The 13411-nt window shown below is 61.4% G+C and carries 13 protein-coding genes; all 13 read right to left on the minus strand.

Annotated features, from left to right (window positions below; genetic code table 11):
- Positions 1-129: 129 nt before the first annotated feature.
- Positions 130-255 (minus strand): hypothetical protein, encoded by a 126-nt coding sequence (locus NZ453_RS11700; RefSeq protein WP_263770778.1) that lies wholly within the window; start codon positions 253-255, stop codon positions 130-132.
- Positions 256-474: 219 nt separating this feature from the next.
- On the minus strand, positions 475-1899 hold the full coding sequence (locus tag NZ453_RS11705; RefSeq protein ID WP_263770779.1) for a hypothetical protein: 1425 nt from the start codon (positions 1897-1899) through the stop codon (positions 475-477).
- Between the two features lie 92 nt (positions 1900-1991).
- Complete coding sequence (locus NZ453_RS11710; protein WP_263770780.1) at positions 1992-2693, minus strand: DUF2726 domain-containing protein; 702 nt, start codon at positions 2691-2693, stop codon at positions 1992-1994.
- A gap of 211 nt (positions 2694-2904) precedes the next feature.
- On the minus strand, positions 2905-3792 hold the full coding sequence (locus NZ453_RS11715) for an MBL fold metallo-hydrolase (RefSeq protein ID WP_263770781.1): 888 nt from the start codon (positions 3790-3792) through the stop codon (positions 2905-2907).
- Positions 3789-4247: a YeeE/YedE family protein gene (locus tag NZ453_RS11720; protein ID WP_263770782.1), complete on the minus strand. Its 459-nt coding sequence runs from the start codon at positions 4245-4247 to the stop codon at positions 3789-3791. The genes NZ453_RS11715 and NZ453_RS11720 overlap by 4 nt, the downstream gene beginning before the upstream one ends.
- Positions 4248-4254: 7 nt before the next feature.
- Positions 4255-4686: a YeeE/YedE family protein gene (locus NZ453_RS11725; protein ID WP_263770783.1), complete on the minus strand. Its 432-nt coding sequence runs from the start codon at positions 4684-4686 to the stop codon at positions 4255-4257.
- Positions 4683-5003, minus strand: a complete 321-nt coding sequence (locus tag NZ453_RS11730) for an ArsR/SmtB family transcription factor (RefSeq protein ID WP_263770784.1) — start codon at positions 5001-5003, stop codon at positions 4683-4685. Before NZ453_RS11730 ends, NZ453_RS11725 begins: the two co-directional genes overlap by 4 nt.
- A gap of 196 nt (positions 5004-5199) precedes the next feature.
- Positions 5200-5451, minus strand: a complete 252-nt coding sequence (locus NZ453_RS11735; protein ID WP_263770785.1) for a hypothetical protein — start codon at positions 5449-5451, stop codon at positions 5200-5202.
- A gap of 360 nt (positions 5452-5811) precedes the next feature.
- Positions 5812-7851: a primosomal protein N' gene (locus NZ453_RS11740; protein WP_263770786.1), complete on the minus strand. Its 2040-nt coding sequence runs from the start codon at positions 7849-7851 to the stop codon at positions 5812-5814.
- 333 nt (positions 7852-8184) lie between these two features.
- Entirely contained in the window at positions 8185-9246 is a 1062-nt protein-coding gene (gene hemE, locus NZ453_RS11745; RefSeq protein ID WP_263770787.1) for a uroporphyrinogen decarboxylase, read from the minus strand.
- A gap of 56 nt (positions 9247-9302) precedes the next feature.
- Positions 9303-10580: a sigma-54-dependent transcriptional regulator gene (locus NZ453_RS11750; protein ID WP_263770788.1), complete on the minus strand. Its 1278-nt coding sequence runs from the start codon at positions 10578-10580 to the stop codon at positions 9303-9305.
- Between the two features lie 2 nt (positions 10581-10582).
- Positions 10583-12730 (minus strand): sensor histidine kinase, encoded by a 2148-nt coding sequence (locus NZ453_RS11755; protein ID WP_263770789.1) that lies wholly within the window; start codon positions 12728-12730, stop codon positions 10583-10585.
- Positions 12727-13401, minus strand: a complete 675-nt coding sequence (locus NZ453_RS11760; RefSeq protein ID WP_263770790.1) for a DUF4390 domain-containing protein — start codon at positions 13399-13401, stop codon at positions 12727-12729. The genes NZ453_RS11755 and NZ453_RS11760 overlap by 4 nt, the downstream gene beginning before the upstream one ends.
- Positions 13402-13411 lie beyond the last annotated feature (10 nt).

The raw sequence follows: 13411 nt of genomic DNA on the forward strand, positions 1-13411 counted from the left end.
TCCAGCGCTGAGCACCGGATGCGGCGGGGCCAGAAAACGGACCCGCGAAGGTTACAGCCTCAACGGCCCACCAAAGGGCGGCACCGCTTTATTGCCTGAAACAACTGCGCGAAACCGAAACCAGCGAGCTTAGCGGTAATCGTGTTCCGGCTGTTCCTTACCCATCGGCAGATCGAAGTGGATCGCCAGGATGCGCGGGGCCAGGACAAGCGCGACGAGGAACGCAACCAAACCAAATTGAGCCAACATGTTCATGACATCTACCTTTCTTTCACTATACAAAACGAACTTTCACTACACGAAACGAAGTGTAGCGAAGCACGAGGGAAAGGTCTGTTGAAGGTTTGAGTGGGTTACGTATCAGAGTGTGACGAGGTGCCGTGAACGGCTCTTATGACCTCTATGGCGCGCCAAACAAGATGAATCGGGGCACTGGGTCGTAGCAATTGCTCTCGCGTGAGTGCTATGCAGAGGCTATCGGACGCTAGCACTGGCCCGGTCCTGAGCATCTATCAGCCAAATGCACGGCTCTGTCTGTTTTCGGTTTGACCTTTCTGCCTGAAGGGTTAGCCACTTTTTACCGAGCTTCCCAACATCAATGACCACATAGTGAGAACCGTCTGCATCTTCCGCAGAAACATATGTCGGTAACTGAATATCATGACCATGCTGTATGTTGTTTTTGGACAGCTTCAATTCGACGAGTATCTTCGGATGCGCCCCTTTTGAGAACTTGAAATCGACCGGGCCATTTCCGGTATCTGCTTCGGGTACCACGTCAAGATTATTTGCAATGCAATATGCATAAGAAACTGCGAAAAAGAGTCTTTGTGCTGTCTTTTCTGTTTTTCGGGAATCGGAGTCATGTAGTACCCGCCAAAGGTCTCGTTTCTCCATTAGGAATTGGAATTGTTCAATTATTGCAATAACGATACGGTTCAACTCTGCGTAAGATAACTCGCTGGCAGCGCTGATTAGCTTAGGATAGTTTCCGGCGATTTCATAAGCTAGGTCGGACCATATGAGATACCCACGTTCATCGGCTATCTGGTCATACGAGTCCGAATGAATTTCAGTCAAACGGGCGATTAAATCGTTAGCATATTTTGGGTCTTTTAGTAGCGCATTCAGTACTTCGTGTTTTTGTTCTTTGTTAACTTTCTCCCAAAGGATGCCAATCTGCCCGTTAATACCGTTGCGCAGCGCGTCATTGTGGGCCGCAGCCTCCCATATTTCCTCGATGCTCGATGCTATTGGGAGGTCTCGAAGAATATCCCGCGGGAGCAGCAATATCGAAGTGCGGCGCTTCTGACAAGGATTGACTGGCAAAAAGTAGTCGTTCTCCTGAAGAGAAAACTCTTCAACAGGAACACCCAAAGAATCGCAGATACGCTCCGTATAGGCAGCGATATCTGGGAGTGAAATATTGGTGATCATGTCGCTGATGCGATCAGGACCAATGCCTTCTGAAAATAGCCCAATCAATAGAAACAGCCTTGGGTCATTAACGCCAACCTTGATTATGTCGCTCGCGCGACTAAGCAAATCGGCGGTCAGTTGGTTTCCCCATCCACTTCCGTGGATTGATCCGCCTCCATACCCCAAACAGGTTCCAGGCACTTCATGGAATTGGAGAAGTCTGCTAGCCGCATCCCATGCAATATCGCCGGGCCTTTGCGAGGCCTTCAATAGTTTGTATAGGTCAGAGAAATACTGGCTGGAACGACTCGCTGCACCTTGAGATATTTCAGGAGAATTCGAATGCCCGAGTAATATTGGGTCAATGAAAAGTGGCGTGTCCGCTTCAAGTATCGGATCAAAGGCTCCGAGAGTCTGCAAATCCTTCGGATTGACCCTGAAGTAGCGGGAGAATCTTAGGGGGGACTTTATCTTTGCCATTTGAATCCTCTAGTCGCATCTACTGCGAAGCGGAACAACGGACTTACGAAGTGGACTGACATTCCCGTTCAGGTAACACGGGGGTGCAAATTCTAGAAAACCGCCTGAACCTCCCTACAGTTCGGAAAATTCGGACACCCCCAAAACTCTTTCCCGACATTCTCCCCGCCCTTGGCCACGCGCTTGACCATCTCGGTCGAGCAGCGAGGACAAATCGGTGCCTTGGCACCTTCGCCCACCTCAGCGGCGTAGGGAGAAACTTGCACCATGCCCTTGATCGGCGGGTTGTCCGTTTCACCTTTTCTGGTGATCGCGGTGGCGATCCTGGCCGCTACGTCAGAGGCGGAGTAGGCGTGCTGCGCGTCGAACATGACGAGCGGCAGGCCCGCGCCGCGGCAGGCTTCGGCCAGGAATTCGTCGCGCTCTCTCCGCTGCTTGCGCTGGTGGGATTTGTCGTTGAGCTCGATGGCGCACACCATGGTTAGGTCGTCGGGGCGGCAAAGGACGAAATCGACGTGCTTGGCGATGATGCGGTTCTTGGCGGCGCGGTAGGCTTCGCCGCGCAGGCCGCGCTGCATGGTCAGCACGTCGGCGAGGCGAACTTTGCCGAAGATGCGGAAGTCCTTGCCGACGGCGAGGTCGAGCACGCCGAGGAAGGAACGTTCGGCCGGGGAGAATAGTGCGGGTTGCTTGGCGTACGGCGGCGGGGTTCCGGCGCCCGTGCCTCGCCGTTGCTTGGCAACGACGAGCGCAAAGAGAACGATCAGCGCCAGCAGCGCTCCCACCCACGCCATTTCCCGTTTTCCTTATTCTTGCCAGGGGAATATGTGACGGAGGCTACGCCGTTTGTGTGGGCGGCTCAAGAAACGGCAGCCAGACGCGGCGTTTGACGATGCCGAAGTGTTGCAAATTGGATGCGTCCCCGGGCAACGAGCGGCGTGAGCCCGTGCCGGGTACGTTGCCATCGGCCTGGGAAGCCGCGGGAGACTCCCTGCGGAACGGGCGTTACAGCGCGTTAAGCGGGATTTTCAGGTAGCGCGTGCCGTTGGCTTCCGGTTCCGGGAGGTGGCCGGCGCGCATGTTGACCTGCACCGAGGGCAGGATCAGCACGGGCATATCGAGCGTGGCGTCGCGCTTTTGCCGCATGGCGACGAAGTCGTCTTCGCTCACGCCGTCGTGCACATGAACGTTGGCGGCGCGCTGCTCGGCGACGGTGGTGACGAAGCGCGGTTCGCGCCCGCCAGGCGAGTAGTCGTGGCACATGTAGAGCCGGGTGTCGGGCGGCAGGTCGAGCAAGCGCTTGATCGAGCGGTACATCGTGCGCGCGTCGCCGCCGGGGAAGTCGCAACGCGCCGTGCCGTAGTCAGGCATGAAGAGGGTGTCGCCGACGAAGGCCGCGGTCTCGCCGCTGGCCTCGCTCACCACGTAGGTCATGCACGCGGGAGTGTGCCCGGGCGTATGCAGCGCGCGAGCCTGGAGCGAGCCGATCGTGAAGGTCTCGCCGTCTTCAAACAGGTGGTCGAAGGGGCGGCCGTCGGTCGCGAAGTCGGCCCCGGCGTTGAACAGCTTGCCGAAGAACTTCTGCACGGCCGTGATGTGCGACCCGACGGCGATCTTCCCGCCGAGCTCGGCCTTGAGGTGGGGCGCGGCCGAGAGGTGGTCGGCATGCACGTGCGTTTCGAGCAGCCACTCGACGCTGGCGCCGAGTTCGCGCACGCGGGCGATCAGGCGGTCGGCGGATTTGGTGCTGGTGCGGCCCGCCTTCGGGTCGTAGTCGAGCACGCTGTCGACGATCGCGGCTTTCTTCGTCTGCCGGTCGAGGACGATGTAACTGAACGTGCTGGTGGCGGAATCGAAGAACTCTTCAATCTGCAGGGCGGACGGCTGGGTCATGACGGGCTCCTCCCTGGCTGATGAAAGACGATCGGTGTCTTGCTCTTGCGACGCTCGAGGATTTCGAACAGCGCCATCCCCGCCAGCATGGCGACGACGAAGATAACGCCTTGCGGCAACCCGCGGCCGAGGAGGACGAGCGCCGGTCCGGGGCAGATGCCAGCTAATCCCCAACCGACGCCGAAGGTGAGGCCGCCAAGCACGAGCCGGCGGTCGATCTGCCGCGCGGCTGGCATCTGCATTGGCAGTCCGAGGAATGACACGGTACGCCGCTTGGCGATGCCGAAGGCGACGAGGCCGACGGCAATGGCACCGCCCATGACGAGCGCCAGCGACGGGTCCCAGGCGCCCCCGAGGTCAAGGAAACCGAGCACCTTCGCCGGGTCGGTCATTCCCGAAACGATGAGGCCGAAGCCGAAGACGAGGCCAGAAAGCAATGCGAAGAGGATGTTCATGATGGACTCAGGCGAACAGGTGACGAACGACAAAGACAGTGGCGAAGCCGGCGGCCATGAAGGCTCCGGTCGCGACCAGCGAGCGCGGTGACAGACGCGACAGGCCGCACACGCCGTGGCCGCTGGTGCAGCCGGCGCCGTAACGGGTGCCGATGCCGACTAGCAGGCCGGCCACAATGAGCGTTCCTGTTCCCGCGTCGATGCGAGACACCGGAAGCGGCGCGACGGTTGCAAACACCCACGGCGCGGCGAGCAGGCCGAGCACGAAGGCGACGCGCCACGCGATATCGCCGCCCTTCGGGCGTAGCAAGCCACCGACGATGCCGCTGATGCCGGCGATGCGGCCGGAAAATAGCGCGAAAATCGCCGCCGCCAGGCCGATCAGCAAGCCGCCGGCCAGCGCGCTATAGGGGGTGAAACCCGCCCAGTCGATGGTCATTTGCGGCCTCCGCAGTAAAGCGTATAGAGTTTTTCGAGGATCACGAGCACGTTCGGGTCGGCGATGGAATAGAAGATCTGCTTGCCGGCGCGCCGGGTGCTCACCAGTTCTTCCTGCCGCAACACGCCGAGCTGCTGCGACAGCGTCGGCTGCAGGATGCCGAGCAATTCTTCGAGTTCGCCGACCGAGCGCTCGCCCTGGCTCAACTGACACAGCAGCAACAGCCGATCGGGGTTGGCGAGCGCGCGCAACAGGCCCGTCGCCTCCGCCGCCGCCTTGCGCATACGTTCAATGTCGAGTTTCGGGGTTTCGCTCATGTGCGCACCTTAAAATTAAACATCACTAATATATATAATTGTATATTGTTTTAGTGGGTGGGGTGCTCACAAAGTTCCCGTTACTGAAGCGATTTGTTCTGCTGCGCGCGGGCTTTAAGAGCGCAGTTCGTTTACGCCGAAAACGGGGGACGCGGGAGTTCCGTGTCAGACGGTGCGAGTCCAGTCCGTCGCTCAGTTACAGCCCGAGTTCTTCACCTTCTTGGCGGAAGACGGCATCGGCCCCGCTTTCCTCCGACAGCGGAGGCCAATCGACTTCGGTAGCGAGGGCGAGTTCCTCGGCGGGGCGTGCGTCCGTTTTCAGGGACAGGACGACGGGCAGGTCGCATTCAGGGCAGACGCGATACTCGGCGGCGGCGTTCGCCGCGGTTTCGAAACGGTGTGCTTCCACGGGGCTGTGGCAATTGGGGCAAAGAATCCGCGCAGGCATGGCCGGTTCTCCTGATACTGTATGGATGTACAGTATAGCAGGTGACGCTCCTGAGGCTTCCCATCCATCCTTCTGACAGAGCTCAAACGGTGGCTGATCTAGCGGCGGCAGCGGCCCCCTGCCGGCCTCCTCTTTTCAGCGGAGATGCAACAACTCGGGGCCTGGGCCGGCTCTGCAAAAGCAGTGACGGATACGTGGGTGCGAGGCGCCGTATCGCGACTCTTTGTCCCCGTGTCGGACGAGGTTTTGGACCTCGCATTCCCTCGGCTGCTTCGCAAAGGCCGACCTCCTCATCCCTAACCACGGTAAAAAACGTCATCTGGACGCACGCGAAAAGACCGGTCCACGACTGGCCGCACTTCAGAATTCCAGCGGATCGACTTCGAGGTGCCAGCGCAGGCGCGAGGGTGATTTGATCGTATCCAGCACTTCCCGCCATTCGCCGAGAAAGAGCTGGAGCGCGCGCCGCGACGGCGATTCGACGAGCAGTTGGGCACGCTCCAGGTTGGCGAGGCGGGCAAGGCGCATCGGTACCGGGTCGTAGAGCATCGTATCCGGGTGGTTGGCGATTCCCGGCCAAGCCCGTGCGGTTTTTAGGTAGGCGAGGGCGTCGGCCATTTGCGGCGCCTCGGCCCGCAGCATCGCCTGATACGCGTACGGCGGAAAGCCGGCCTGTCGGCGTTCGTCGAGCTGCTGCGCAGCAAACGCCGGGTAATCGTGGCGCACCAGCGCGGCATATAGCGGATGTTCGGGAAACTGCGTCTGGATCAGCACTTCCCCGGGGAGCTCTGCGCGGCCGGCCCGCCCCGACACCTGCATCAACTGCGCGAAGAGCCGCTCGGGTGCCCGCCAGTCGGCGGCAAAAAGCGCCGAGTCGGCCCCGAGCACGCCGACGAGCGTGAGTTTCGGGAAATCGTGCCCCTTGGCGAGCATCTGCGTACCGACGAGGATATCCGCTCCGCCGCCGTGGATCTGTTCGAGCAGGGCTTCCCATTGCTTGCGGCTGCGTGCCGAATCCCGATCGACGCGCAGGACGCGGGCGGCCGGGAAGCGCTCGGCAAGGACTTCTTCGATCCGCTGCGTGCCGCGCCCAAAGGGCTGGATATCCTGATTGCCGCAGGTCGGGCAGGTTTTGGGCACCGGCCGCTCGTATCCGCAGTGATGGCAACGCAGGCGCCGATCGGCGAGATGCAGCACGAGGTTGGCCGCACAACGCGGGCAATGCGAGATCCAGCCGCAGGCGGTGCACGTCAGCACGGGAGCGTAGCCGCGCCGATTGAGAAAAACGAGGCTCTGTTCGCCGCGCGCGAGACGCTTTTCGATGCCGGCGAAGATGGCGCCGGAGATGCCGTTCTGCAGTTTTTCCAGGCGGGTATCGATGCGCTGGATCGTCGGCAGGCGAGCGTTGGATACCGCACGTTCGCGCAGCGTCAGCAAAGCGTAGCGGGCCGGGGTACGCGCATCGGTCGCGTTGGCCCAGCTTTCCAGCGACGGGGTGGCAGAGCCGAGGACGATCGGGATGCCGCGCTCGCGCGCCCGGAAAACTGCCACGTCGCGCGCCGAGTAGCGCATGCCGTCCTGCTGTTTGAACGAGGGATCGTGTTCTTCGTCGACGATGATCAGGGCGAGGTCCGGCATCGGCGTGAATACCGCCAGGCGGGTGCCGAGCACGATGTGCGCCGTGCCGTCGAGTGCGGAGCGCCAGTTGCGCGCGCGCTTCGCTTCGGTCAGTTCGCTGTGCAGACTCACCAGGCCGGCGGCCGGAAAACGCGCGGCGACGCGTTCCTCGAGTTGTGGCGTGAGATTGATTTCGGGGACCAGCAGCAAGGCTTGGCCCCCCGCCTGCAGCGTACGTTCGATCAGGCGCAAATAGACTTCCGTCTTGCCGCTGCCCGTGACGCCGTGCAGCAGGTGCGCCGAAAACCCCTCGCCGGCCTCCGCGATTCTGGCAAGCGCCGCTTCCTGCTCCGCCGTAAGGGTAGGTGGTATTTGCGCCGGACTCGGCTTGGCAGAGCGCTTGGGCTCGCGCGGCTTCGGCGGATCGACGCGGCGTAGCGCCGCCGGGAGCGTCGATAACATGACCTCGCCGAGCGGGGCGTGGTAATACCCCGAGCAGAACTCGCACAGGCGGAACCAGTCAGCCGGCAACGGCGGCAGATCCCGGCGTACCGCGGTCAGGGGTTTGAGCTGCGCGTCCGGCAGATCGCTGCCGGCCGGGAGATCGACGAGGATGCCCAGCCGCGCGCGCGTTCCGAAGGGGACGTCAACGCGGCGGCCGATATCGCCCGCGTCGACCTCCTCACTGTCGGGAATTTCGTAATCGAACAAGCGATAGAGCGGCACATCGAGAGCGACGCGCGCGATCCGGCGACGAGGAAGGCCGGCGTTAGGCGCGCTCATCGGAGCCATCCCGCCAATTGGTCAGGCCGCTTAGCTTCGATACTTCGCGCGAGTTCTCCAAAAACCGCGTAAGTGATTGCGCGGCCAGGGCTTTCCATTGTTGTGCACAATTTCTGTGGATAAATCTGTGGGTGAAACGCTTGCAAAACTCGGAAACCCTCGCTCCACCGAGCTTCCAGACGCTTTGCCAAAAATTTGAGCGGGTGTTTTCCCTATACAAATCAGTCACTTAATAATAAGTGACTGATTATGAAAGGACTTGTAACTTTTTGTGACAGGAGGCCTATTTCTGTGCATAAGTCAAGTTGAATGTGGACCAGCAGTCATCTTTTTTTACGATTTTTTGCTGTACTCATGGACAGTACGAACCAGCACATCCACGCTCTCCGGGGGCGTGTGCTGCGAAATGCCGTGTCCGAGGTTGAAGACGTGGCCTGTACTCCCCGGACCGAAGCTGTCGAGCACCCGCTTCGTTTCCGCGGCAATCGACTCCGGCGGCGCGAAGAGCACGGCCGGGTCGAGATTCCCCTGCAACGCCACTCGCTCGCCGACGCGGCGGCGCGCTTCGCCGATATCGATCGTCCAATCAAGGCCAATACCGTCGCAGCCAATGTCCGCGATCGACTCCAGCCACAAGCCGCCGCCTTTCGTGAAAACGATCGAGGGCACGCGTTCGCCGTCGTGCTCACGGATCAAGTTAGCGACGATCCGCTGCATGTAGGGCAGCGAAAACTCCCGATAGGCGGCGGCCGACAGGGCGCCGCCCCAGGAATCGAAGATCATCACAGCCTGCGCGCCCGACTCGATCTGCGCGTTCAGGTAGGCCGTGACGGCCTCGGCGGTGACGGCGAGGATGCGATGCAGCAAGTCCGGACGGGTGTAGAGCATCGTCTTGACGTGCCGGAATTCGCTGCTCGACGCCCCTTCGATCATGTAGCAGGTCAGGGTGAACGGGCTGCCGGCAAAACCGATCAGCGGCACCGAATTGGCCAGCGCGCGCCGGATCTCGGCAACGCCGTCGGTCACGTACCGGAGGTGGTCGTAAGGCTCCGGCACGGCCAGATCGCGAATCACCCACTCCTCGCGCAACGGGCGTTCGAAGCGAGGTCCTTCGCCCTCCTCGAAGTACAGGCCGAGACCCATCGCGTCCGGAACCGTGAGGATATCCGAAAACAGGATCGCCGCATCGAGATCGTAGCGGGCCAGCGGCTGCAACGTCACTTCGCAAGCCAGCGAAGGGTTCTTACATAGCTGGAGGAAGCTCCCCGCGCGACGGCGCGTTTCGCAGTACTCCGGCAGGTAGCGCCCGGCCTGACGCATCAGCCAGACCGGCGTACGGTCCGTCGGCTCTTTGAGCAGGGCACGCAGGAAAGTGTCGTTGGTCGGTCGCGTCACGAGGACTCCGCAGCAAAGATTGAAGGAGAGTTTTTCGCCGTCAGGGGCATCGCGGGCTACTGGCCCTTGTCGACCGATTCGGCTTCTTCCATGCGTCGCCCGGGATTAAGGCCAAGCTGTTTGAGCTTGCGATAGAGGTGGGTGCGCTCAAGGCCCGTACGATCCGCGACTCGCGTCATATTGCCACCTTCGCATTTCAGGTGGTGTTCGAAATACAAGCGCTCAAACGCTTCCCGCGCATCGCGCAGCGGCTGGTTGAACAAGGGCAGGGCAGGCGCGGCGGCGGGCGGCGGGCCGCCATCGCGCAGCAGCAGGCTTTCGACGTCCTCGACGGTGATTTCTTCTTCCAGTGCCGAGAGTGCAAGGTTCTTCACCGCCGCCAGCAACTCGCTCCACTCCCCCTGCCAATGGTGCAGGCGCAGTGCGTTCAAGGCCGCAGTTGAGAAATAGCGCGAAGGAACGCCGTTGCGCTCGACGAGGTGGGTCAGGACCAGCGACGCGATTTCCGGTACGTCGTCAGTGTGGCTGGAGAGCTGCGGCAACGAAACCCAAACTTCGCCGAGGCGAGCAACCAGTGTTGGCTCCCATCCCGACTCCACGAGGTCGGACAAGGGGCGCGGGGTGGCGGCGATCAATTGCAGGTTGTACTTTTCGAGCCGTTCGAGGGCGTAGGCAAGGTTTTTCTGCTGCAGCTTGGTGATCAGCATCAAGTCGCCGATGAACAAGATGCCGCCGGCCGCGTTCTCCAACATCTCCTGCGTCAACGGAGCACTCGAAATCGAGAGGTCGAGCCATGGCGTCTTCGGCGTATGCAAGGTACGCGCGCAGATTTCAGCGATGCTCCCCGCCGCACTCTTGAGCAGCAGAACCGACGTCTTGGCGGCGGTCTGCTCGAGCCGCTTCTTCAGGTCGCGCAGCAGCGGCGACCGTGAGAAGGCGTCGAGCGTCAATGGCGGCTTCTGCGGTGCGACTTCATGCTTGAGTGCCTTCTTGACCGTGGTCAGAAGTTTTTGCAGGGCGATGGGTTTTTCGAGGAAGTCGATCGCACCGACCCTAGTGGCTTCCACCGCGGAGTCGATCGTGCCATGACCCGACATCATCACCACCGGCATCGTGAGCAGGCCGGCGGCCGACCATTCCTTGAGCAGCGAGATACCGTCGATGTCCGGCATCCAGATGTCGAGGAGCACGAGATCCGGTCGCTTTTCATTGCGCGCCACGCGGGCCGCGGCCGCATCTTCGGCAAGCGTTACCGAGTGCCCTTCGTCGGTGAGGATCTCGGAAAGCAGCTCCCGGATGCCCATTTCGTCGTCGACGACCAATATTTGCGCCATGATCAGTTCTCTTCGGATATTTCGGTGGTGCTCGGGCTCAACACGGGCGCCAGGGGCAGCCGGATGCTGACCTCGGCACCGCGTTGTCCACGGTTTCGGATACGGATACTGCCTTGATGCTCGTCCACGATCTTCTTGACGATCGCAAGTCCCAGCCCGGTTCCCCTCACCTTCGTGGTGACGTAGGGTTCGAAGACGCGGGCAATGATCTCGGGCGGGAAGCCGGGGCCTCCGTCGATCACGGCTAGCTCAGCCTGTCCGTCAACCAGGCGCGTCGCAATGCCGATCTCCGGGTCTGCAGTTTCTTCCTGCGCATCTTCGGCATTGCGCAGCAGATTATGGATGATCTGCCGCATTTGCGTCGCATCGCCGAGGACCGGCGGCAGATCCGCCGCGAGACCGACGTCGATGCGGGCCAGCGAGGTTTCGTACAGGCCGAGCACCTCGCGAATCAGCGCATTGAGGTCGAGGACGGCAAGTTCCGGCGCCGGCATGCGCGCGTAGTCGGAGAACTCGTTGACCATGCGCTTCATCGCCTGCACCTGATTGATGATCGTTTGCGTCGCGCGGTTCAACATTTCAGCGTCATTGCCGGCCAGCTTGTCGGCGAACTTCACCTGCAGCCGTTCCGCGGACAACTGGATCGGCGTCAACGGATTCTTGATCTCGTGCGCCAGTCGCCGCGCCACTTCGCCCCAAGCGGCGCTGCGTTGGGCGGCGACAAGCCGCGTGACGTCGTCGAAAACCGCCACATAGCCGCCATTGACGCCCGGCGGCAGTTCGGTGCCGCGCAGCAACAAGATCTGAGGTGCTCCGCCTGGACGGTCGAGCTGGATCTGCCGCTGCCACTCCTTGCCCGGGTTCTCTTCGAATGCCTGACGTATCTCGTGGCCGAGCGCCTGTTCGGTTGGCCAGGCTTCGGGTGGCTGGCCGAGCAGGCACGACAGGTCGTCGTCGAGGATGGTCTGCGCGCCTTGGTTGGCCGTGCGAAGAGCGAAGCTCCGATCGAACACGAGAACGCCGGCGGAGAGATTGGCAAGGATCGACTCGAGATAGGCGCGTGCCGACTCGAGTTCCGCCCGGTGACGTTCGGTGTCGCGACGCGCTTCGTCGAGCTGGCGCGTCATGCGATTGAACGATTGCGTCAGCACGCCGAGTTCATCTCGGCTATAGATCGCCTGACGCGGCGTGAAGTCGCCCGCCGCGACGGCCTGTGTGCCTTCGGCAAGAATCGACAGCGGCGCCGACAGCCGACGCGCCAACACAAAAGCCACGGCGATGGCGGTGAAGAGAGCCAGCAAGACGGTCAGGGTCAAAGTCATCGCGTAGATGCGGGTCAGGCCCTCGCGGCCGAGCGAGAGTTCCTGGTAATCGCGATAGACGTTCTGAACGCGGTCGGCGTTCATCGCCAAATTGGAGGGCACCGGCTGCGTGAGTTGCAGGATGCGCGTATCCATGCCGAGGCCGACCGGTGCGACGGGAACGAGCACGCGCAGGATGAGCCCGGTTTCGCCGGCGCTCTCGATTTCGCGATATCCGCGTCCCAGTCTGGCTTGACGCAGTTGGTCGAGCGAGGGCGGCACCGGCAGGAAGTTCGACAAGTCGCTCGTTGCCGTGGCCAGAAGTTCGCCGCTCGTCGTAAACAACGCCAGATACTGAACGCCCGACTGTTCGCGCAAGCGGCTGAGGGCAAGACGGCGCTGCGCCTCGGATTGTTCGGCCAGGTCGAACGCCATGCTGCGTCCCTTTTCGCCCAGGTCGTCAAGCAGCGAATCGAGAGCGCTACGCCCGAGATTGAGTCCGGATTCGAGTGCTTTTTCTACACGCACGTCGAACCATGTCTCGATGCTCTTGGTCACGAACTGCACCGAAACGGCGTAGATCAGCACGCCGGGTAGAACCGCCATGACGCCGAACATCAGCATCAGGCGCAACTTCAGCCGCGAGCCGAAGACCTGCAGGCGATACTCCTGCCACAGCGCGCGCACCTGCCACACGATGAGCGCGAAAAGCGAAAGCGCCACGAAGGCATTGAGACCGAGGAGCCACCGGTAATGGCTTGCGAACAATGCGGTATTGGCACTCGCCGAGGCGAGCAAAAAGAGCAGGATGCCGCCAAAGGAGGCCGCGACGATGATCAGCGTCCTCATTTGCGCTCCGTGGCCGCGGGTGCGGGAATCGGGTTGGGTGCGGCAGACGGCGCCGCGGAAGTCCCCGAAGCCGACGAGGAAGAGGAGGAAGGGGGAGAAGAGGGTGAGGCCGGCACGTGCGACGTTTCCTCCGGGGCGAAATCCCAGCGTCGCCAGTCGGATGCCAGATTCCAGTCCTTATTGGCGAGCGCGGTGACCTGGAATGTCTTTGGCATTTGGCTTAGATCGAGGCGCATCCGCACGCCCGCTTGGTAGTCGTGATCGGCGTTCACTTCGCCTTTTTCGAGAACCTGCCAGTGGCGTAGACGGGAGATGAGGCCGAGCGCCTCATCGAGCGATGGGAAGCTCTGGTGCAACGCGCCGGTGGAGACGCGGTACTGGCGCGTCAGCGCGTGATACGAGATCTGATAAGTCCGCGAGCGCCGGATCACGTGCTCGTCGAGCCAATACCAACGCGAACGGTTGAGTTCGAACTCCACCGTGAAGTACAACGGCACCCCCTTGGCAACCGTCTCTTCGAGGCGTCGATTGAAGTTGATGTTGAAATCCACCGCCAAACTGTAGCCGTCATCATTCGCTGTAAGTTGCGGGTTGCGCACACTGATGTCCGCGGCGCAAACCACCTGGGCCGCAAGCAACAGGAATAGGCCAGCCAGCAAACGCCCTGACATGCGAATCAAC

Origin of the sequence: Propionivibrio soli, from assembly GCF_025770765.1 — a bacterium.
Classification (GTDB): domain Bacteria; phylum Pseudomonadota; class Gammaproteobacteria; order Burkholderiales; family Rhodocyclaceae; genus Propionivibrio; species Propionivibrio soli.